At 55.4% G+C, this 21,911-nt stretch carries 19 protein-coding genes; 8 read left to right on the plus strand and 11 right to left on the minus strand.

The genetic code is table 11. From position 1 onward, the window contains the following. Position 1 precedes the first annotated feature (1 nt). From PUV54_RS01525 to PUV54_RS01540, 4 genes are read left to right on the plus strand one after another with little or no spacing between them, the layout of a single operon-like run. On the plus strand, positions 2–496 hold the full coding sequence (locus PUV54_RS01525; protein WP_274493753.1) for an HORMA-1 domain-containing protein: 495 nt from the start codon (positions 2–4) through the stop codon (positions 494–496). Beyond that, complete coding sequence (locus PUV54_RS01530) at positions 493–1,389, plus strand: AAA family ATPase (RefSeq protein WP_274493754.1); 897 nt, start codon at positions 493–495, stop codon at positions 1,387–1,389. Before PUV54_RS01525 ends, PUV54_RS01530 begins: the two co-directional genes overlap by 4 nt. Continuing rightward, a complete protein-coding gene (locus PUV54_RS01535) occupies positions 1,389–2,552 on the plus strand; it encodes a hypothetical protein (RefSeq protein WP_274493755.1) in 1,164 nt (387 codons plus the stop codon). Before PUV54_RS01530 ends, PUV54_RS01535 begins: the two co-directional genes overlap by 1 nt. After that, the gene (locus PUV54_RS01540) at positions 2,549–3,091 is read left to right on the plus strand and encodes a 3'-5' exonuclease (RefSeq protein ID WP_274493756.1); all 543 of its coding nucleotides are present in this window, start codon (positions 2,549–2,551) and stop codon (positions 3,089–3,091) included. Before PUV54_RS01535 ends, PUV54_RS01540 begins: the two co-directional genes overlap by 4 nt. 59 nt (positions 3,092–3,150) lie before the next feature. Here PUV54_RS01540 and PUV54_RS01545 read toward each other — a convergent pair whose 3' ends face one another. Genes PUV54_RS01545 through PUV54_RS01555 form a run of 3 tightly spaced genes read right to left on the minus strand, consistent with a single transcriptional unit; the run spans position 3,151 to position 8,724 of the window. Beyond that, positions 3,151–5,364, minus strand: coding sequence for a DEAD/DEAH box helicase (locus PUV54_RS01545; protein ID WP_274493757.1), 2,214 nt, complete (start codon positions 5,362–5,364; stop codon positions 3,151–3,153). Continuing rightward, positions 5,339–6,649, minus strand: coding sequence for an ATP-binding protein (locus tag PUV54_RS01550; protein ID WP_420797930.1), 1,311 nt, complete (start codon positions 6,647–6,649; stop codon positions 5,339–5,341). Before PUV54_RS01550 ends, PUV54_RS01545 begins: the two co-directional genes overlap by 26 nt. Continuing rightward, complete coding sequence (locus tag PUV54_RS01555) at positions 6,649–8,724, minus strand: tellurite resistance TerB family protein (RefSeq protein WP_274493759.1); 2,076 nt, start codon at positions 8,722–8,724, stop codon at positions 6,649–6,651. The genes PUV54_RS01550 and PUV54_RS01555 overlap by 1 nt, the downstream gene beginning before the upstream one ends. Positions 8,725–8,734: 10 nt before the next feature. Between PUV54_RS01555 and PUV54_RS01560 the strand changes: the two genes are divergently transcribed. Beyond that, positions 8,735–9,064, plus strand: coding sequence for a hypothetical protein (locus tag PUV54_RS01560; RefSeq protein ID WP_274493760.1), 330 nt, complete (start codon positions 8,735–8,737; stop codon positions 9,062–9,064). Between the two features lie 45 nt (positions 9,065–9,109). Here the strand turns inward: PUV54_RS01560 and PUV54_RS01565 are convergent, their stop codons facing one another. Next, positions 9,110–9,919, minus strand: a complete 810-nt coding sequence (locus PUV54_RS01565; protein ID WP_274493761.1) for a DNA -binding domain-containing protein — start codon at positions 9,917–9,919, stop codon at positions 9,110–9,112. A 244-nt stretch (positions 9,920–10,163) separates the two neighbouring features. Between PUV54_RS01565 and PUV54_RS01570 the strand changes: the two genes are divergently transcribed. Genes PUV54_RS01570 through PUV54_RS01580 form a run of 3 tightly spaced genes read left to right on the plus strand, consistent with a single transcriptional unit; the run spans position 10,164 to position 13,660 of the window. Beyond that, positions 10,164–11,111 carry a hypothetical protein gene (locus tag PUV54_RS01570; RefSeq protein WP_274493762.1) on the plus strand — a complete coding sequence of 316 codons (948 nt, stop codon included), beginning with the start codon at positions 10,164–10,166 and terminating at the stop codon, positions 11,109–11,111. Positions 11,112–11,126: 15 nt separating this feature from the next. After that, the gene (locus PUV54_RS01575; protein ID WP_274493763.1) at positions 11,127–12,125 is read left to right on the plus strand and encodes an ABC transporter substrate binding protein; all 999 of its coding nucleotides are present in this window, start codon (positions 11,127–11,129) and stop codon (positions 12,123–12,125) included. Next, positions 12,122–13,660, plus strand: a complete 1,539-nt coding sequence (locus tag PUV54_RS01580) for an ATP-binding protein (protein WP_274493764.1) — start codon at positions 12,122–12,124, stop codon at positions 13,658–13,660. The genes PUV54_RS01575 and PUV54_RS01580 overlap by 4 nt, the downstream gene beginning before the upstream one ends. On the opposite strand, the gene PUV54_RS01585 is transcribed toward PUV54_RS01580, so the two are convergent. From PUV54_RS01585 to PUV54_RS01615, 7 genes are all read right to left on the minus strand, one after another. Continuing rightward, positions 13,608–15,023 carry a cytochrome P450 gene (locus PUV54_RS01585; protein ID WP_274493765.1) on the minus strand — a complete coding sequence of 472 codons (1,416 nt, stop codon included), beginning with the start codon at positions 15,021–15,023 and terminating at the stop codon, positions 13,608–13,610. The two genes, PUV54_RS01580 and PUV54_RS01585, sit on opposite strands and share 53 nt — an antisense overlap. Positions 15,024–15,027: 4 nt before the next feature. Then, positions 15,028–17,106: a TonB-dependent receptor plug domain-containing protein gene (locus tag PUV54_RS01590; protein ID WP_274493766.1), complete on the minus strand. Its 2,079-nt coding sequence runs from the start codon at positions 17,104–17,106 to the stop codon at positions 15,028–15,030. Further along, positions 17,078–18,049 (minus strand): response regulator, encoded by a 972-nt coding sequence (locus PUV54_RS01595; protein WP_274493767.1) that lies wholly within the window; start codon positions 18,047–18,049, stop codon positions 17,078–17,080. Before PUV54_RS01595 ends, PUV54_RS01590 begins: the two co-directional genes overlap by 29 nt. Before the next feature lie 166 nt (positions 18,050–18,215). Next, on the minus strand, positions 18,216–20,174 hold the full coding sequence (locus PUV54_RS01600) for a DUF3363 domain-containing protein (protein ID WP_274493768.1): 1,959 nt from the start codon (positions 20,172–20,174) through the stop codon (positions 18,216–18,218). Between the two features lie 158 nt (positions 20,175–20,332). Further along, entirely contained in the window at positions 20,333–20,848 is a 516-nt protein-coding gene (locus tag PUV54_RS01605; protein ID WP_274493769.1) for a S26 family signal peptidase, read from the minus strand. Continuing rightward, positions 20,845–21,093, minus strand: a complete 249-nt coding sequence (locus tag PUV54_RS01610; RefSeq protein ID WP_104831813.1) for a helix-turn-helix domain-containing protein — start codon at positions 21,091–21,093, stop codon at positions 20,845–20,847. Before PUV54_RS01610 ends, PUV54_RS01605 begins: the two co-directional genes overlap by 4 nt. Before the next feature lie 219 nt (positions 21,094–21,312). After that, a complete protein-coding gene (locus tag PUV54_RS01615) occupies positions 21,313–21,642 on the minus strand; it encodes a DUF736 domain-containing protein (protein ID WP_104831441.1) in 330 nt (109 codons plus the stop codon). Between the last annotated feature and the right edge of the window lie 269 nt (positions 21,643–21,911).

Below are 21,911 nucleotides of genomic sequence, written 5' to 3' on the forward strand. Positions count from 1 at the left end.
CATGAGTTACGCCGTTACTGAGACCGAATCCTTTACAACTACGGATATCGCCACCGTAGTTCGACGCTTTACGGCGGATATTGTGATGATTGCTCAGAGTTCCCGCGCCATCACGGAGGCCAAGGCGCGTGACTATGCTCATGATGTCGAACTGCTGGCCAAAGAGGGCTACCTGAAAAAAGTCGATCTTACCCTGCTCAGCGCGGACGTAGAGGTCAGGGCCTGCCAGTATGTCGTTAATACCGCAGCGAATGATTTGACGATGGTGCGTCCCGGCGGCGTGATGTGGCCACAGGTTGCAAATGCTTATCTTCGCATCGTTATTAGCTACACTTCTGATTATGACGACGCCGCGCGTGAGCGGATGAAAAAGAAATTCAAAGTTGGCTGGAGCCCGACCAATGCGGACACGAGCCACGTCGGCCTTTCACGTACAGGCCGGCGTGATTATGCAAGCAACGGATGGGGCTTGCAGCGGCAGGACTATGCGGCATGACTGGCACGCGAATTTTTGACAGTCAGGTCGCGCTTCCCGATGACCGCTTCGATCGAAAAGAGAAGACGCTCCTCGGATTCGACGAACGGTACAGACGCATCAGGAATCAGCTCAGGCTCCTTTTGCAGATTGACGAGCTAAAGCAGTGGAACAAGAAGCACCATAAAGGGCGGCTCGATCTGTGCGAACTCGTTACCGAACAGTATCCGTTAGCCATCTTTCACGGCGATGTCGGAACCGGGAAAACAGCAATGGCGGAATGCGCTGCAAATCGTCTGGTCAAGGAAAGCCGGACGGAAGACTCCGTCCTGTTCAAAATGAGCAACAGGGTCAGAGGAAGCGGCAAAGTCGGCGAGATGGGGACGCTTCTTTCAGAAGCATTTGAACAGATCGCGAAGTCCGCCGGAAAGAATCGCCGCGCTATTCTTATTATTGACGAAGGCGATTCTCTGGCCGCCGCGCGTTCGCAGGAGCATAGCCACCATGAAGATAAGGTCGCCGTAAACACGCTAATTCAAGGCATTGACGAGCTGCGCAATTATGGCGGGCGCGTCGTCACCATACTGTGCACTAATCGCGTTTCAGCTCTCGATCCCGCCTTGCAGCGTCGCGCGGCCATTGTTGAAGAGTTTAAGCGCCCCGATGACACCGAACGCCGCCGCCTACTGGCCATGGATCTTGAAGGCCTCAATTTATCTGACGCAGAATTTGCGTATCTGGTTGAAAGAACCGGGGCTATCAACGGCGGTCCGGTTTGGACATATTCCGACATCAGGACGCGCCTTTATCCGATGGCCTTGGCCCTGGCCTTTCCGGACTGCCCGCTTACGTTCGATCATTTGAAGACCGCAGTGGGGCAGATCCGGCCATCGCCCGTTGTAGAGGATTGTTGATGCTACGATCTCCGCTTTTTGGAAGGCGCATCCATATCGCAGGGAGCATCGCCGGCGATCCGTCATCGGCGTCTGCTGAAGACGTAGATGACGCAAGGCGGCTTATAGCGGAGCTGGTGAAAGAGCTTACCAAGCGAGGGGCAGGATTTGTTGTTCCGGTTGACGCAGAAAAAAGGCGAGCGGCGGATAATCAGGAAATTTGTTTCGACTGGCTCGTTTGGCGAACCTTGTATGAAAGTCTGGCGTTGCGGCCCACCGGCGCGTCCAATCCGTTCGCAGTAGCCGTTCAGCATCACAAAACCGAAGACCAGATTCCGCGTGAATTTGAAGACCTCTGGGATAGCGTGCGAACGTCGGATATTGTGCAGATCGAAAATGTCTCACACTGGAATATGAATAGCAAAAGAATGGAAGCGCAAGCGCGGTGGGGTGATATCCTTATTGCTATCGGAGGTTCTGAAGGCGTTCTCTACTTAGCAAATCTGTATCACGATGCTGGTAAGCCGGTTATCCCGCTCTCGAACCCGATCACTCCGCCTACAGAGGGTGCGCGCCGTCTATTTTCGCTCGGACTTTCCAGCGCCGACGCGTCGAAGCTGTTCCGAACCAGTGGGAATAGCGCCCATGCCTGGATGAATAGAATTAATTTCTCTAAGCGACAGCCTATTGAAGATCGCGTTTCTCTACTTTTACAATTGCTGGAAGCGCTTGAGGCGCCGCGCGCATTCGCCGTCAGGTTGCTGAACAAGAAACACCTGGATTTTGCTGCCGTTCAGGATTTTTTCGACAATGTCGTCCAGCCAGTGATTGAAGGCGAGCTTGGCTTTAAGATTGTTGTCGTTGATGGAACGCAGCCTTACGAATACGCAACTCTTGATAAGGAAATCTTTGAGAAATTGTATCGAAGCAACGTCGTTCTCGCTGACATCACCGGTGCCCGTCCGAATTGCTTTATCGAACTCGGTTATGCGCTCGGCCGATGTCTGCCCACCATGATTATGGCCAAGGAAGGCGCAGATGTGCCTTTTGACATTACAACGGTCGGAGGACATCATTGGTCCGCCAGCGGAAGCACAGAAAAACGGCGCCGCGAATTCAAAAAACATTGGGCGGCAATTCAATCCCGCCCATCTATCGTATCAACCCAGATGCTTGTGTCATGAGCAGCGCTCGGGACCTCTTCGTATCGGTCGATGTTGAGACGTCCGGTCCGATACCGGGGGAATTTAGCTTGCTGTCGATCGGCGCCTGCAATATCGAGGACGATCGGCAAACCTTCGAATGCGAACTCAAACCAATTACCGATCGGGCGGACCCGAAAGCGCTTGCCATTAGCGGATTTTCTATGGAGGAGCTTGTTCGCATTGGTTCTGAGCCGGAGACCGCGATGAAAAACTTTGCATCTTGGTTGCAGGTGATCTCAGACGGGGACCGCAATCTCGTATTCGTTGGATTCAACGCCCCGTTCGACTGGTCCTTCATCAACTATTACTTTCATCGTTTTCTTGGCAAGAATCCCTTCGGATTTGCAGCGCTCGATATCAAAGCCTTGTACATGGGTACGACCGGATGCGCATGGGCGGAAACGAAATCAAGTCTCATGACGGAAGCTCTCCGGCCACGCCGGCGCGGTGATCATAACGCACTTTCCGATGCACTTTTTCAAGCAGAGTTATTTCGTTTAACAAAAGCTTCCACTTGATAAACCAAACTGCGAATTTTGCTTCTTGAAAAAAACGTCCGCCCGTATGGCAAGGGCGATTAAATTAGCATCTTTGCGGTTTTAGAAATATCACAGCAGGAGGGCTCATTGCGCTTCCGCCATTCGTTTCTAAGGATTTCGTCGCTGATCAGATCGTCATACTTAGCTGATCGGATATTCTCCACAAAACCAGATAGTTCTTGCGCTGTCAGGCCGTCCGCACGCGAGACTTGTTGAACAATCGCCCTGGCCTCATCCCCGGCCGTCTCGGGAAGCGTAACGCCAAGATCATGGGGTTCGCACTCCAGGCCCGCCGCTTGCAAGGCAACGGCAAATGCATTCGTGCGCGCGGTTCCACGCCATAAGAATAGATGTGTGTCTCTGCCAACACCCAGAATTCTAACGGAGTCGAGTTCAAATTCCCGATAGGCCGCCCTGGCCTCGGCGAGCAACCGCATGCCCTCTTTATCAAGGTAGGGAGGCTCATCCACGCCACGTAACACAGTCCGCATTTCTGCAACGAACTCGTCGCTTATTGATTCTGAAAATGCAGATTCAAACTTTGGAAGGCGCGCCGATTTATGAGGCGTAACGTCGAGAACATTGCCTCTATCGTCCACCGAAACGACGCGCCATCTGCGGCCGGCGAAAAGGATAAGGCTGCCGACGCTGATAATATTGCTTAAAGGAAGAGTCCCGAGCACTTCTCCCTTGTAGATAAGACGCCATTCCTGGTCCGTCGGAAAAACTGCATAGAAGGAGCGACCATCAACAATCTTCTCCCCCAATTCGCCAAGCATGACAGCGCCATCGGGCGCTTGCTCAATGAGCCGAACATCCGGATGGGCCATATGGCGCAGCAAGCGCGCATATTCCTGAGTGGAAAAAGATGACAAGGGCCCAGCGCCGCAAATCGCTCTATATAGCTTGTCGGCGCGTTCGCCGCCGCGCTCGGTTATAACCGAAAGCGTTTGGTGAAGAACGACTGTCGCCGTCGAGCTATCGACCGCGGGCGGCTCCAGCTGGTCGCGGATGAGTAAACGAACCGCAGCGACCGCCCGCACGATTTCAAGCCGCAACTGATCGATAGGATCGTCGCCTTTGCGGATAAACCTCTCACTTGCGTAAATGCGAAGGATCGATGGCGATCCCTCGCGGCGACCGCTCCGCCCCAAACGTTGTTTCAGGGAACTGATCGATCTCGGCGCACCATATTGCGCTACGCTTCTTACCGATCCCAAATCGATGCCAAGCTCCAGCGTTGATGTCGCTACTGCGGTCGTTGGCAAGTCGCCTTTGCGAAGACGCGCCTCCAGATCTTCGCGAAGCCCTTTTGAGATGCTGCCATGGTGCGCGAAAAATTCATTCGGCACTGCGGCGTCGTCCGATAGTTGACGTAGGCGATCGGCCAGCACCTCCACGTCAATGCGGCGTCCGCCGAAGACAAGATTGTTCTCACCGCGAAAGCGCTCGAACATATGCGCCGCAATCCGGGCAATCGCCGAGTGCTTGTCGTGATCCAAATCCAATTGTTCGGCCGAAGAAGCCGGCGGCGGTTCTTCATAGCCTCTAATCTGCAATTGCAGCTCGCGCTTTTCAGCCGATGATTCGAGTACAAAAACATCTTCCGGACGCCGCCAATTCATCCACCGAGCGGCGGCGGATAGATCGCCTATGGTCGCTGACAGACCAATGCGGCGCGGTCTCGATTGGTTTAACTCGTTTATGCGGGTAAGCAGGCTCGACAAATGAAGTCCTCGCGGCCCCTGCAGAAACGCATGTAGTTCGTCGATGACAACAAATCGCAAGCTGCCAAAGAGCTTTCGAGCAGCGGCAGGTTTGCGTACGAAGAGGGCTTCAATCGATTCCGGGGTTATGATCGCGACGCCGCGGGGCTCCTTGATCGTCCTTTTCTTGGCCCCTTGGGGCGCGTCGCCGTGCCAGCGAACGACAGGGATCTCCAGCCGCTCGCAAAGCAAATCCAAGCGTTGAAACTGGTCGTTGATCAGCGCCTTCAAAGGACTGACGCACAAAACGGAAAGTCCGGCCGCATCTTGGTTCTTGATCGCCGTCAGGATCGGTAGAAACGCCGCTTCCGTTTTGCCCGCCGCCGTAGAGGCCGAAATCAGGACATCCCCTTTCCCATCAAGGATGGCGAGGATTGCGCGATCCTGGATATCGCGAAGCGCCTGCCACTTCTTCTCCCAGATCCATCGCTGGACTTCCGGATGCAGCCGGTCGAATGCCTTAGAGGGTGATGGAGGTGAGCTCATCGTCGCCATCCGGCGCGGTATCATCCGCCCCTTCCTGCTCCTCATCGGGAGCAATTTCCGTAGCGCCGAGAAGCGCCCGCCATTCTGTCTGCGGGTTCTGTTCTAAAACTGCCAGCATGTGAACGAAGGCCTTGATCGTATTTCTGGGCGTCCGGAAATAAGCCTCCCCGACGTGTTCGCTGCAATGTTCCATAAATGCCTCCAGCGCCTCGTCCGGAACAAGATACGCCTCTTCATTCCCGCCCGAATAGACGTGCCTCAGATTCTGGAGCAGCACATAGAGTTCTTCGGGGGTTAGGCTTTGAAGCCGCATGATCGGTCCCGTCATGTCGACAAGACCGTCTACGGCGAACGTATTCTCCGAAAGCCTTGATTGCAGGGCTTCATAACTATAAAGGCCGCGGCGAGGGTCCATCAAAAATTCAGGCGTCCCGCCGAAGAGAAAACCAATGCCGCCGACGTTCCCCTGAAGAACATCGTTCAACATTCTGAGGATTTGCTCGTAGTTCTGCTTTCTCGCTTGCGCGCTTTGGAGTTTGTAGAGATTGACCATCTCGTCGAATACGATGAGCAATCCGCCATATCCTGCAAGTCTCACGAACTCAGAGAGAAGCTTTAAGCCGTCATAGATCGAGGCGTCGTCTATGATGGTCCTGACACCGACAGCCTGACGTGCTTCTGTTTTCGTTGAAAACTCACCCCGCAGCCACCTCAGGGCGCCGGCCTTCAGCACGTCATCGCCGGTCTCGCTGCCCCGCCAATAGGCCTTAACAACGGTTGCAAAATCATAACCGCCTACAAGGTCCTGCAACGCAGCCAGCCTTTCATCTATGACCTTTTCGATTGGCTTTTGTTGCGCTTCGCCCTGTCGCACGCATTCGGTTACGAAGCGTTCGAGGATATTTTGCAATGCTCCCCCGTCAGGATTTGTGCGGGTCGAGAGATTTTTGACCGCCTCCGCATAGAGCGTTCTCGCCTGCCCGCCGGTCGCATGAAGGCGCCTATCCGGCGCAAGGTCCGCATGGGCGGTAACTAGTTTCTTCTCAAGTGCGATCAAGCGCACCAAATTAGAAAAGAATGTCTTGCCGGCGCCGTATTCGCCGATAATGAATCGCACAGCGGACCCGTCGTCGGCAATTCGGTCTATATCGCGCACCAGCGCATTCAACTCTGCGGCCCGTCCGACCTGAATGTGTTGAAGCCCGATGCGCGGCACAACGCCAGCGGCTAGCGCTTGAACAATCGTGTCCCTTTCTCGCGTGCGGATCTTCGGAGACTTCGCCATCATCTTTTCTCCAGCGTTTGAATTTCCTCAAAGAGGTCGCTCACAATGCAAATATTATCTTCTGAATCGAGAACCGGCTCGCCAATAACATCAAAGCCCCATTCATTGATGGTCTCCATCGCGCCATCTGGGAGCAATTGCAGCCGCCTCGCTTCGCGTTCAAAGGAAGGGCGCGACTGTTCACCATTCGCAAGCAGAAAACTCAACAATTCGCCATGCTGCTGATCCAACCCTTCAAATCGCAACGACATGTTGACTTCAGCTTTCGAGGGCGGCTGAACGAATTCCTCGTCTTCACCGGCGAATATCTCGCTGAGAAGCCCCGCGACTTGCGCTGTTTCTTTGGTGATGCGCTCAATCTTCTGGCGATCGATTGACGCCGCTTTCTCCGCCGCCATTCCGGGTGAAGGAGGCACGGACCTACCAGGCTCAGAAATCGCCGGCCTGACAGCAATCGGCTCATCGGAACCAGCAGCGCCCCGATGCAAGGCGGCGTAGGCGTCTTCGGCCGGGAAGCCGAGGGAACGGAAGAGTTGCTCGATATATTTCACTTCGGCGGCCTCAACCCGGCCGTCTGCGAGCACCGCGTCAATTGCCGATCTTGCAATCATCTTTCTGGTGTTTTCGTCAGCCTTGGACAATTTCCGTAAAATCGGCTGGTGACGCGGCGCATTGCGGCATAGGGCTTTTGCGTAAGCGAAAAGACGCTGACGTTCGTCAACTGAAAGACCAGGCACAGAAAGGATTTCAGATTTTATATGTTCGATCTCTTCCCGGGCAATCTCGCTATCCGCTCCAGCCGCAAGCGCGCAAATTTCCGTTATCGTTTTCGCCGCGCGATAGGGATCGCTGTCAGCATCAATAACCCCGCCCTTAGCTTCAAATAGAACAATTATGTCGTCAGGGCCCGGCGGCATGCTTCCCAAGCGCCGATCAGGTTCGAAACCCAAGCCGAGCTTATCAAGCACGGCGCCCAACTTGTTCAGCGTTGGCGCAGGAATTTTGCCAGTTGTTGGAATCTCCAAGTCAATCGCCTCCAGCAAAGATTTTACTGGCATCCAACCCGATTTCTTCTCAGACAGGCGCGCTGCAATTACAGTGGCGATTTCCTTCAGCGGATTGGCGTATGGCGCATCCATGAGGTCCGCCGGAAGCAACGCTGCAGCGTCAACCGTTCCTTTCGATTCCGGCGAACGCCCAATCAAGCGGCTGTAAGCATCAAGTTCGCTGGTGCACTCGGCGAGAAGACCGTTCAACTTGTTCACTGGCGCCGTCAGCGCTCCAATATCAGGCAGATCGTCGCCTTTCCCCGAAATGGATGCGTTGAAACGGCCGCTCGCAGCCCTGTAATCCAGGGACAACTTCCTTTTCGGAGGCTTGACCTTTATGCCATTTGGAAACCGTTTGCTAAACCGAACATTCCAAAGCGCACGCAACTCATCGAAACATCGGATAGCAGGCGTCCGAAGCTGTGCGGCCGGTGAAGAGGCCATCCAGAGCAAGGCGTCATCGGCGTCGAGGTTCTCGCCATCCAGCACCTTTCGGCCAAGATATGCTCGTACGTCATACGGCATTTCGAAAAGTGAAGAGCTTGACGGTTCGACCGGAGGTCTTTGGTCAAGCTTTGTCGTCAAAAATCCCGCCGCATCGAGCAAGCGCTCGGCATAGCCGCGGAAGGAATTATTGCCGCCGTAAATTGAAAGAAGGCGCTTTACTTCAGCGAGAATTTCATCGGCCTCCGCCTCTGCCTGTTCAAAAAACAGCCGGTATTCGAGGCCGTAGAAGTACAAAAATACATAACCGACGCCAATTTCAGGATCGTCGCGCCCGCTCGCCAACCATTCGAGATACGTTCGCCGGGCCCGCGGCTCAATCTCTGAATAAGATGGCCAATACGGCATCGAGTCGCCGCCAGGATCGCATGCGGAGCCAGAAGCTGACAAGGACGGATTGATCAGCGCGTTCTGAGGGCGGTCTGAATCTCCCGGGCGATTGCGTTCGCCCACATAGATCATTCCTCCGTCAATTCTGACGCCCTGGATGATGACGGCGTCACCTTTCGGCACCCATTCCATGGGACGACCTTTGGAAGCGGACTTCCGGGGCAGCGTTTTTGCTTGCGACCCGGACGAGGCAACCGCCTGTGGCGGCACAGCACTTGTCAGGCTCTGTGAGGCCGTTGGCTTCTTCCGGCCATTGAAGAAAAAGAACAAGGCCATTCCGGCTATGATCAAAAGCCACCACATTGAAAGTCTCCGCCCAGAATCAGTATTTCAGAATATTGGCGGCATTATTAGTGATTTTGACCATCATTGGGAGAGTACATTCATGCATATCGGGCGATCAGAAGGCGATTCGCGTTGGTCCCATCTCTTGACGAGCGCCAATGCCATATATTTGCCAATCGTAACATGAAATCGGGGGTGCCGAAGAGCCGGATACCGAAAAACTTATTTAGGACTATCCCAACAGCTGACGATAGCCCTTTTCCATCATGAATCTCCCCCGCCGGATCGATCGCCTGACTCGGTCAATTAAATATCCGCCTTCGGGCGCCCAGTCGTCATCCACTAACTGTTCGCCATACAGTGCGACCGCGATGTCCCGCATCGGAGTTTGCCGAAGCCAAAGATCGAGCGCGTTAAGCACCTCGCCAAGGCGCGCGCCTTTGGCGTCTGGCTTGAAGAGCGTTTCTGCAAACTCGCGCTCGCTGTACAGATGAAACAATCGACGCATCGCGAGCAACTGGCGTTCAATATTTCTGTCAGGCGCAATCTGAGGAATAATCGCCTGCCCTACACTCACAAAATCTCCGCCAATGCAATTTATCTGAATTTGCTTTGAACCTGCTTTTAGTAGCAACTGCGGTGTACGCCCCGGCCCGGTCAGCAGAATTTTATCGCACTTGAATTTCTCCAACTTCAGTACATTGTCTTCTGTTTCATCGGCAGGCGAATTAACAATTCGCGCGTCTATAATATCAGCGGATAGATCGCGCTCCCAAAAGACTATCGTATTATCGATTGGACGATCGCAACGGTCGCAAAAAAGAACCCCAAACCCTTCCCTCGACTCCCCCTCGCCGACCGCAACAACCGCTACACCCCCTACGGCTTTGCTTGGAAGAGTTCTCTTTTCTCTCGATTCTACAGCAGAAATGAATTCAGGGTTTCGCCGAAGGAACTCGAAAGCCCATCCTGCAGACGTCCGCGCCTCGCCGTCTGTGAGAGGCGTATGTTTCGGCAGCGCCTGTTGAACCGCTCTGTCCACGTTCCCAAGGCCTTAAACCCGTCAAATTGGCTTTCCCGTTGATAATGTTAATGCACTTTTTGCTTCGCTGAAAGAGGAAGATAGTGGAACATCACGCATAATTGCGATATAGCTTTTCCTGGCCTTTGCTTTGCAGGAAATAGTTTGATTTTATTGCATTTTTTGTTGGCCGAGACCAAATAAACTTGCCACCCGAGCACAGAATATGACTAATCATCTTCGCAAAAAGAGTAACATAGATTTGATGCCGGATATTCTGCCCACCAGGAACGGCGCGCCAGCCACCGTGGAACTGCCGGCATCAGTGTGGACGAGCGCTTTGGATCATCCAAGTCACAGCGCCGGGCCGACTGACGGGCACTGGGCGTTCATGAAAAACGCAAGCGGTTCCCTCCGAGAGACCTTGCGGCAGGTCGTTGGATGTAAATGGGAGGGCGCTCTTTACAAGCTTGACGGCCATGTGCGGGCTGGACTGTGGCGCAATGGGGCTGTCGCAGCGCCGGCGACAGTTCGCGCAACGATCTATTTTCCTGAATCCGAACGTGAATTTTACGATCTATACCGGGCCCATCACGCCGCCAGCTCTGCGATCAGTCGCCTTGATGACATACAGGCGGCGTTTCGTGAAAATGAATTGAGCCTTAATTCCAGACGTCTGAAGCACGGACTCCTCGTCCAGGCCTTTACTTTGGCGCTGCGCGGAAGAATTAGAGTCGCGTCAGATGAAAAGGCAGTCGATCTCCGAAGAGCGGTCAGCTTATTCCGTCAAGAACTGCTTCTGCTCGACAAGGCGATGCCGAGCGCGGAAATATTTCAAACTGGCGTCGTTGCGGCCGCGCTGATTTGCCTGACGCTCTATCCAAAGCACGAGCTTTTCTTCGAAAAGCTGGCTCAGGAAAAAGGCAACAAACGCGACGGGTTAATGGACCCTGTGGAATGCGTTTTAAGTCTAGTCGAAAAAATCCGGAACCAGGGCACTGCATCGATTGATGCTGTACAGGAAGACCTATGTGCGCGAACAGTGCGCGCTTTTCTGGCCCATATGCGCGGCGACCCGGAAATTTTTGAAGGTCGGGTCAACAACACAATGAAGCGGTACTGGTTCAAGCGCATGATTCAGGGCGTTGATCTTGATGCCTATGTGCAGCGGGTTCGGCGAAAGAAAAAGATCGCCGACAAGAGTAGCTTGTAAGCGGGACGGCATGGGATGCGGGAACGCGAGAAAGCCGGCACGCCGGCGCCGGTTGAAAGGCGCGCATTAACCCGCCTTGTTGCGGGCTCGCTCCTCTTTGCGCTGGTAATTAGCGCCTTCTTTCCACCAGACGCCAGAGCGCAACAAGAACGCCCCATCGAAGCAGTTATTCTTCGACCTGCCCCAAACCCCACATTCGATGAGATATTTGACGCCATCGAAATGGGCATTCGATCGCGAGGGTCTGCGCTTTCTATTACGGAGCGCCGGATCAATGCTTTCGCATCGGCGCAAGCGATGCGAAACGGTATTTCCTCGGATGCGCCCGAGATTGTTTTCACGCTCGGTCGACAAGCAGACGAATCCTATCGAAACAGCGGCCTGGAAATCCGCCAAGTAATCGGCGGACTTGATATTGAGCCGGGACTGGGAAGCCGGGATGGCGTCTCACTGACCGCCGATCCGGTATTCCTGCTCAGCCGATTGAAAACGCTTATGCCCGAAAAACGGCGAATAATTGTCGTTTACGATCCTTCAAAAGATCGTTGGCTCATTGAGCGCGCCAAAGCGATATCGGCTTCCATCAGGGTTACAATCGTCGCCCATGAAGCAACGACACTCTCCGAAGCTTCAAACCACTACTGGAACATCTTGAAATACGGCAACCCCGAGACCGATGTTTTGTGGCTTCTTTCCAACCCGTCATTTGTCTCAAACAGCAATCTTCCGCGCCTCGTCGAAGAGAGCTGGCGGCGTAATTTTACGATCATCAGCAACAATATCGATCATGCGCGCCGCGGAGCGTTTATTGCTATTTATCCTGATCTTGAGGCGATGGGCGCCCAACTTGCCGATCTAGCCATCGCAATTTCTGAGAATCCTAACAAGCGCCCGGAGGTCGAACCGCTCGGCGCAGTAAAATTCGCCGTCAACAAACGGATCGCAAGTCACCTCGGCATAGCAATATCGGCGCAGGATGAGCGATCTTTTGATCTCATCCTGGGGGAGCGATGAGCACGATGTTGAATCGCTTCCGCCAGATGCGAATTAGCCGTCAACTCTCCATCACTGCCGGAGCCAGCATCATTCTATTCTCGATTACTCTGACGGCTATAGCCTCTACCTTGATTTCGCGTCAGCTCAGAGACAACGCCGTTACTGACGCTCGGCTGCAGACCGAGCAATTCGCTGAACGCTCTATCTTCGCGTTTCTCGTAGAAGACCTGACAGTCGCAGAAGAGGCGATTGGGAGCATCACCGCATTCCCCAATATCGACGATGCGAGACTGATTAGAGCCGACGGCGAGACGCTGGCAAGATACAACAATGGCAACGCTATCAATGACACGGACAACCCAATCCGTCATCTCACAGATATACGGGAGTCGTCCGAATATTGGATTGTCGTCGCGCCGGTTCTGTCCTCTCCCGAATCCAACGATTTAGATAGCGGATCGGTCAACGCGGAATATCTTGGTTCAGTTGTGCTGGCGTTCTCAAAATCGCCGGTGCGTGAAACTATTCGTACAATCTGGATCATCAATGTATTAGCGGGATTAGCCGCCGCCGGCATATTCCTAGCGCTATTATCTTTCCAGATGCGTGTGCTGACCGATCCATTAAGATCGCTAAGTTCCACGATGTCGAATGGCGGACGTGACGCTCCGCGTAAGCGCGCCAGAATATTTGGATCCGAGGAGATTCGAGAAATAGCCGCGATCTATAATCAGCTTATGGATGAGATCGAGAAATCCCAGGCTGCGCTAGAGTCAGAAGTAGCGATCCGAACGCAGGAGCTTAAAACCGCCCGCGATGCAGCGTTTGCCGCCAATCGGCAGAAGTCCGAAATTATGGCCGCGGTTACCCACGAAATGAAAACGCCTTTGCAGGCGATAATCGGCTATGCTCAATTGACGTTAGAGGAGCTGGAATTCGCCGTCGAAGACGACGCCGCCCATCGCTCACGGGAACAGCTTTCAAATATTCTCGGACGCGCACATGAACTCTTAAACCGCATCACCCAGATGCTTGATCTGGCCCGCGCAGAAGCGGGAAAGTTCGACCTTAATCTGGTCGAAACCGACATCAGCGCTCTGCTTCACGATGCCCAGAAGTCGATCCTGCCGCTTGCTGCAGAAAGGAACAACAAGTTCACTGCCGAAATCGACTGTCCGGCGACAGTTCTGATCGACCGCGACAAGTTTCAGCAGATCGCGCTCAACCTTATGACGAACGCCTGCAAGTTCACGCACAATGGCGACATTTACCTCAGATGCAAAGGTCGCCCGGACCGGCTATTATTGGAGGTCGAAGACACGGGCGTCGGTATCGCTGAAAAGGATATTGAATCTGTCTTCGAACCTTTCCGTCAGGTCGATATGAGCGCCAGTCGCGCATTTGGCGGAACCGGGCTAGGTCTGGCCGTTACGCGCGAATTTGCAAGGTTGATGGGAGGTGAAATTACGGTCTCAAGTGAGCTTGACGCAGGCTCAATATTCAGGATTGATCTGCCGTTGCCGATCCCGCCCTCGACCGGCGCCGCAGAGTAAGCGGTACTTCCGGAAACGGTCGAAGCGTCAATCCAGTCTTATCGGATACAACTGCGCCGTCGCTTACAGAATATTCGAATTCACGCGTGATCATTGCAATAGCTATCGTGAGTTCAGTAAGCGAAAGATTCATACCGATACATTTCCTGGCGCCTGCGCCGAAAGGAATATACGCATATTGATCTCGATCCCGTAGCTTATCTTTTTCAAAGCGATCCGGTTGAAATTTCTCCGGAGAAGGCCAAGCTTCAGAATTCATGTGCGTAACGCTCGGGGCAATTACAACCAACGCATCCTTTTTAAGTGGGCACCCTCTCAATTCGGAATCCACGGCGCTCGACGTTCTTCGTTCAACTGCATAGGCCGGCGGTTTCAATCGCAAGGTTTCCAATACGACCTGCCTAGTAAAAGTCAGCCTCCCTAACTCCTCCCAAGTCGGAGCTGCGCCGGCGATGACTTGGCGCGCCTCGGCGGCGACTTTGCGTTGTTCGATTTCATTTTTCGCCAAGAAGTAAAGCGCCCACGCAAGGGCGTTTGCTGTTGTTTCCTGCCCCGCAAAAAAGAAGGTGGAAACTTCATCACGGAACTGCTTTTCCGTCATCGGACTACCAGTATCGGCGAATCTCGCAGCCCGGAATTGCGCTATCAAGTGATCTCCTTCGCCCTTGTCAGCGTTGCGTATCGCGTTATCGACAATTCGGTTGAATTCGTGCAGCGCGCGCCGAAATCGCCGGGCGCCAGGCGTCAGTGCGAGTCTGCCAATTGAGCCTAAGACAGTGGTTCGAAAAAACTCTTCGACGAGCGTATCGTTCACGATTGTCATCGCCTCGGCGGCCTTCGACGCTTCTTCTTTGCTGATGTCGTTGCCAAACATAATCTCGCCCATGACATCTTGCAGATATATGCGCGACAGCGCAGAAGCATCCACGCTTGCACCCGCTTCGACATAGGCGTTCCATTGCTTCAATAAGCGTTCCGTAGCCTCGTTGATCTTTGGCAGCCACTTGGAGATTGATTCATTCGAAAAGATTGGCGCGAGCAGTTTCCTTTGACGCCTCCAATTGGCGCCCTCCGCGGTGATCAGCCCTCCTCCGAAAACGGCCTCCATTCTTTTCGTATATTTTCCCTTGGGAAATTTCGGCTCGCCTGACAGCATCACCTCTTTGATCAGCTGCGGATCGGAAACAAGATATCCTCTATCTTGAGGCAGCCTGAACGCGACCAAGCCGCCATGGTTTCTCGCCATTTTTGAGAACGTTCCGATTATATTTTTCAGCAAGGGGGGCAGCATCCCAAGTAAAGGCCACCCCTTATCGAAGGGAATTTGAATACGCTGTTGATGCTGTTTTTCTTCAACCGTCATGCGCTCAAAACCTTACTCCGACTCGCCCAAGGAATCGCCGGCCTTGCAATGGGATATCCTCAGGCGCCAGAAACTGATCAGTGCTCGGTTCGCGTGCATCTACATCAAAAATGTTTTCGACGGATAGCGTTGCGAATAGTGGTCCATCCTGATCCGGCGAATAGCGCACCGCCGCAGTCCCCCAGAAATAGCTATCAACGTTTTCTCGCAGATCACCGGGAGCACGCCGTCGTTGACCGACATACTTCACGCCTATAGTCATCGCTAGATTTGGATTAAAGCGCCAACGGCCTTCTGCATAAGCCTGATGCGTTGGCGAAAACCCAGTCGCCTCTTTACTTGTGCGAAATTTGGATTCCTGAAAAGAGTAACCGAACTTCGCGTGGGTATTTTCCGTAAGTGTGAGATCGGCATCAAATTCAACACCATAACCAATTGTTCCTTTGGAGTTCATAAAGGTAGGTATTGATGTCAAGGCGTCTGGCGCAATGGTGATCAAATCGTCCGTTTGATAAAAATACCCGTTTATTGACGATTTCAAACGCCGCCCCCAGCCTCTTTGAATCACAAACTCAAATGTGTCTGTCATTTCAGGTTTGAGGTTTGGATTTCCAATCGCGATCTGTCCCGCACCTTTTGTGCTTTCCAGGAAAGTAGGCGGCCGGAATGCGCGGCCGTAAAGCGCTTTTAGCGTCAATTCAGGACTTGCGGCCCACACAACTGATACGCGCGGGTTAATCGTCTCCCCAAAACTGGAATAGTAGTCGATCCGAGCGCCTGCCGTAACTGTCCAATCTGGTGCAATTCTCCATTCATCTTGTAAGAATGCATAGACGTTTGTTCGCGATCTCGGCACCGCGTTGGGCGGCACCCCCAATTCTTCTGCAGTAAGAAATCCCGGCGCTAACGCCAACACTCCCGACGGCGTCTGAAAGAAGTTGCGCCGATCATCGATGTCGTGTGAACGTTGGTGCGTGACCCCGATTCCACCAATAATCGTATGCCCTTTGATGCCCGAAAATAACGCCCTGGAATTTCCTCTGACCTCCGTCAACTTGAAGTCAAACGCTGTATGAACGCCATCGGGAAAAGACCCGAAGGCACCCGGCGGAAAGGTTTGAAATGTGGAGCTAAAATCTTCGTGGAAAATGCTTACGTTTGATATTATCTCAACGGAGTCCGATATGGGTGTCGAGAAATTCACATCGCCAGTAAACACGTTGACGTCGAGCTGCCCTTTCGGATCAAGTGCAAACGAACCGCCGAGACCCACGCCAACATCCCTGAGACCTTGGTATGCGGCCCGTACTGTGAGGCGGTCGCCGACCGAAAGGTCCGCGCGCAAATTGATATCTGAACGGCCAGTCGAGATTGGGCCCGGAGCAAGACTTGCATTGGTGCCAAGCAAGAAGTCGCTCACTGATTGGGCGTCAACAGAGACAAACTTTTCATCGCCGTCGGTCGTTTGCCCTTCAAACGAAAGTGCAAGTTCATAACTGTCTCGGACAATCCCTAATTGCGCCCATCCGCCCATTGTATCGAAATTTCCGCCAATAGCGCCAGCTCGAAGACCATCGATTTCATGCGCATCCTTTGTGACAATGTTGATCGTGCCGGCAAAAGCATCGGCGCCATAAAGCGCCGAACCAGGACCGCGAATGATCTCAATCCGGGAAATGTTCTGCACAGGCATAGACCATCCAAGCGGACGACCACCCTGCACCGCATCTCCGACCGGCACGCCATTGACCATCACCAGGACGTGCGGATTCAGTTCAGATGCGACTGAGCGTATAATATACAAATCGTCATAGACGCGTTTTTTGGATACATGAATTCCGGTGACCTTGGTCAAAACATCACCGATATTGTAAGCCCCGATTGCTGCAATGTCCTCAGCTGTGACAACGGTTGCCACTGCCGGGGCTTCCGAGAGGGGTTGTTCATATCCGACCGCAAGGCTGATCATTGTATCGCCGCCCAGGGCCTCAATTAGATCGTCTTCCTGCGCGATCGCTGGCAGCGCGCATAGATTGGAAAGTCCAACAATAAGACTAATCCGCTTCGGATTGCTCCACGTCATTCAACACCTCCACCCATTCATCGTCGGTTAAATCCTGCGGCGCGCCGGCAAGCATGGCATCCAGCTGCATCGCGGCGCCGGACGTATTTCCCTGACGCAAACTGATTGATGCAGCGGTCGCGCGATGTGCGTTCTCACGCGCGGCGGTGCGCATTTCATCGATTTCCCGGTCGGCGCGCGCCAGCGCCATTTCCTGAAACAGGCTTCGGCAAAGCGCGCGAAGCACGTTGATGTCGAACGGTTTCTCCACGAACTCATTGGCGCCGAGCAGCATCAGGTTCGAATGGCGGCTTTGCGAAGCGTGCGCGGTGACAATGATGACCGGCTGTTTCGGATTAACCGCGAGAATTTCCTTGAGAACTTCCTCTCCGGGCAACGCCGGCAACATGAGATCAAGCAGCACGAGATCGTGGCGCTTTTCTTTCCATGCTGAGAGGCCTTCGGCGCCATTGACGGCGATTTCGACCTTGTAGTCGGCGTCGAGCGCGCGCCGTGCAGTTTCGGCTGCGTCCGGGTCGTCTTCAATGATCAGGACGCTGGACCGCCGCCGCTGGTCGATCGCCGCCTGAACGATGCGAGGAATCGCATCGGGTTCGGAAAGTGAGGTTGGCACCGCGTTGAGACCTTTCGCGATGGCCTCAAACCCGGCGCTTGGGGCGCCTCGATGAAGAACCACAATCGGCAGAGCGGGGGCGCAAAAGCGCCCTGAGCGGATGATCTTGGCGAGACGCCAGCAGTCGCAATCCTCCAGCTGATCCTGAATGATCGCGCAATGGAACGGCCTGCGGCGCAGCCGGTCGATGAGCGCGCGTCCGGTCTCGCAATAAATCGTCTTGAATCGCTCTCCCCAAAACGCGGCGGCGGCAGGCGCGGCGAGCGGCCTTAAAATGTCGGAGGCGATAATAATCGCCTGCTTTGAATCCTTTAATGGTGCAGGAACCATGCTACCCCCTGCCCGAAACAAGACTGGGGAAATTTTTGTAAAAGAACGCGCTTTGATCAAGTATTCTGAAGCAGAACCTCCAATCGAAGTGCGCCGCTTTCCTGTTAAACTTGTGTTTTTCGCACTGGCGAATAGATGACATTTCTGTGATCGGCATGACTGTCTCCTAGCGGCCCGGTCGGCTGCGCGTTCGCCCGAAATTCCAGTTGACGCGCCCGCGCTCCATGACGCCCTCGATGAGCCGGCCCCGGCGCGCCTCCATGACCGGCCGCCACGGGACCAGCGTAAATTCCTTCGATTTTTCGAGCACCGCGAACCGGCCGGCGGGAAGGTCGAGCCGCTCGGTGAAGCGGCCCTTGATGGTCTCTCCGTCTTCGGTTGGAACAAATGTCTTGCCGAGTTTCCGGCCGAGCGTTTCAGCGTGCGCATTCATGGCGGCGGCGCCCCTCGCCGCGAGCTTGTCCTGATCGATGGAAAACCCGTTCTCTTTTGCCTGCGCCAGACCTTGCGCAAGAAGCCAGTTGCGGCGCGTTGCAAGCGCCTTCTGAAGCGCACCGCCAAACCCAAGCGCGCCGCGACTGTCTTCGCCCTTATCTATGGCTTCATCGAGAAAGGTCCGCACCGGCGCCGTCGCCAGCGCATCAAGCCCGACCCATGACAATGTCCGCATTTGCGCCGGCGCCTTCGCCGCTTCAAATTGCGCTGTACGTTCAAGAAAATCGGCCGGAATGCGCCATGTCCCATCGGCCAGCCGCTCGCCGATACCGGCCCGGCGCAACGCTTCGAGGCGGCGCTTGTGCGCAAGCCGGTATTCGGGGCTGGCGGAAGGGTCATGACGCGCGTGCAATGCGTCTGAATACATCCCGTCATGGCGCGCGGCGATTTCAGCGATGGTGCGGTCGGATTTGCGCGACGCCGCCGAGGCCAGCGAGGCTTCGATTATCGCGCCCTCGGGCGGCGCCGTTCCGGAAGCGCCGTCAAAGGCCACATGCCATTGGTTTCCATCGGCGCCGTCGAGAGCCAGAAAGCGCTTGTCATGCGCGTCGTCTGCAGCGCCTTCGCCGACCACGCGTCCGACTATGCGCGGCGGCGATCCCGCAGCTCCGAACTCGCGCAATTTCGCGGGCTCGAATTGAAGCCCCATGGCGGCGCCCATGGAGCGGATGACATCGCCGCGACGGCCCGCTTCCCGCAGCGTTCCTTCGAGGTCCGGCGCGAGCCGCCAGCCGTCCTTTTCGCGCGCAGCAAGGCGCATCTTTTCGAGCGTTCTGAGCCGCGCCAGAAGCAGATTCGTTTGAAAGCGCTCATACGCTGTCCGCCCATGCGACGGGGCGACCACGCCGTCCATGGCTGCTGCGCAGAGCTTGCGGTCTAGCGACGTGAAGCGCTCCTTGTCGATTTCCGCATGGCGGCCGCGGGCGATATCGAGATCGCGTCGCGGCCCCAATTCGAGCGTCGCGATTTCCTCGGCGCGCTTGCGAAACCCGTGAGTGATATAGTCCCGCGCGATGACGAGATCGCGGCCCTGATCGTCGCGCCCGCGCAGCACGATATGAACATGCGGGTGGTCGGTGTCGTGATGGTTGACCGCAACCCAGTCGAGGCGCGTGCCAAGATCGCGCTCCGCCGCCGCCATGACGGCGCGCGTATAGCTATTGAGATCGTCGAGCTCGCCCGCGTCTTCCGGCGACAGGATGATCCGGAATTGATGGCGGTCGCCGCGCCCTTCTTCCAGAAACGCCTTGCCGTCGGCGACATCGCGATCCGGACCGTAGAGCTTGCCCGGCGCGCCGTCTTTCTCCGCGCCGTCGCGCTGGATATAGCGCAAATGCGCCCGCGCCTTGCCGAGGCCGTTGGCGCCGAGACGGACCGAACGGATCTTGACGGCGGCGCGCCGCATGTGCTGGCGAGCGAACGCCCGCCCGTTCGCAATGAACGCCGCGCCGAGCCCGGCGCCGCGGCCGATCTGGGCGCCCATAAAACGCGTCCGGCCGCGCCGCGCGAAAACGCCGGGCCGCGCTTTCTCCATGGCCGTGTAGAGCCGCGCCAGATAGCGCTTGGAGGCCTTGCCGCCCTGGGCGCGAATGCGTCCCAGACGCGGCTGGAAATCACTGTCAGCGCGCATATCTCATCCGCCGCATTTTGGCGCCGCCTCCGTCAGAGCGGCGCCGCCTAAAAAGATGTGCAGACAAGGGCTTAGCCGCATAGCGGCGCCGCCCCTTTAATCTTGCCCTCTCCGCTTTCTTCCGTACCTGTCTCATCTCTTCATTCCATTTCCTGAAATTAGTTCCGTTCGCCCCGCGCCCAGACAGGATGCGCGACGCCGATCACGAAAGCGGTTTTGGTCGCCCCGAAATACCGTCCGTCCAGGGACTGGGCGTGATCATTGAGAAGAAAGATTTCATCGGATTCGAGGGTTTTGCAGCCGCTCCAAATGGGCAGCGTGCGGCCTTCGGAATCGCGGAGCAGCGCATGGGCGACAACAGCGCTGTCAATTGAAATATTGTCTTCGTTACGGCAAATGCGGGCGCCGGAACGCGCCGCAACACGCTTCAAAAGCGGCGTCGCCGGCGGCAGATAACCGCGTTCGTCGATCAGCGCCTGAATAGACGATGACGGCGACACGATGACATAATCGCCGCGCTCAAACCTCTCTTGCGATACTGAATAGAGCCCTATCGGCGCGCTGGCGCTGGCATTCCAGACGAGGCGCGGCGCAAATTCGGCGGCGCTTGCAACGCCGAGCGCAGCGACCGCGACGGCGCCGATGATGAGAGGTTTTGTGCGGCCCCTCTTCATGATTGCCCAGCCGCTCTGTCGCGATCCGGCGACCCAGCGCCGCCGGTCGATGTATATTTGCGTCCCTGCGACCAGCCGTCGAGATCGGCGCGATGATAGAGAATGCGGTTGCCGTGTTTGCGATAGACAGGGCCGCCGCCGTAAATCCGGTAATATTCGAGCGTGCGTTCGCTTAATCTCAAATATTGCGCCGCTTCCGCTGCATAGAGAAACGGGCTTTCGGGGCTCTTTTGCGTCCCGGTCATCATCAATCGCCTTTCCGCGAAGCGTCTTGCTCGCCGCTTAGCGGGAGGTCGTGAAACCAATCCCACGATTGACATCATGAACAGGCGAAGTGCGCGCGCCCAGAGTCGAATTTACGATGACGCAAAATCGACTCGGGATGACGCAGAAACGATTCCGGATAATGAAAACCCCCGCGCGGAAACTCCGCGCGGGGGCGTTGTTGCAGTGGAACCCTCTCGTTAGTTTTGCGGATTCCAGAGAATGGCGAGAACCCGCTCGTCTTCCTGTCCGGCGGCGCGGGCGAGGTTCGCGAAAACGCGTTTCTCGCCAAAGGCCGGATGCGCGAAGGTGAGCGAGACGTAAGGCTTGCCGGAATTTTTCCCGACGCGGTTCCAGCCGCCGCCGATCTCGTTGCCGCGCGCGGCGTAGATGCGGAAATCGGGCTGGCGCTCGTTGTCCTTCGCCTCGTTGGGAACGATGGTGATCTTCGTATTCAAAGTCATCATCGCCAGCGTGCCTTCAAAACCGCCATTCTCGCGTTTCGTTACGGTTCCAAGTGATTGAGCCATCTTTTCGTCTCCTTATCGCTTGGCCGGAGAACCATTCCCCGGCCTGACGCGAAACGAGGAGAACGGCGCGCCGGGCCGCCTGAATCCGTGAGGACCGAAGCGCAGCGGAGGACCGGCGGGGACGGATTTTTTGTTTCGCGATGAATGGCGCAGCCAGAGGAAAAAATCCGGCGCCGCCGGTTTCGGGCGGGCCGGTCGTCGTTCAGTTTCGCTGTGATAAAGGCCGGGAATGGTTGTCTTTGGCGGAGCGAAATCGCAGGAGACGAATG

The sequence above is a fragment of the Hyphococcus flavus genome (genome assembly GCF_028748065.1).
GTDB lineage: Bacteria > Pseudomonadota > Alphaproteobacteria > Caulobacterales > Parvularculaceae > Hyphococcus > Hyphococcus flavus.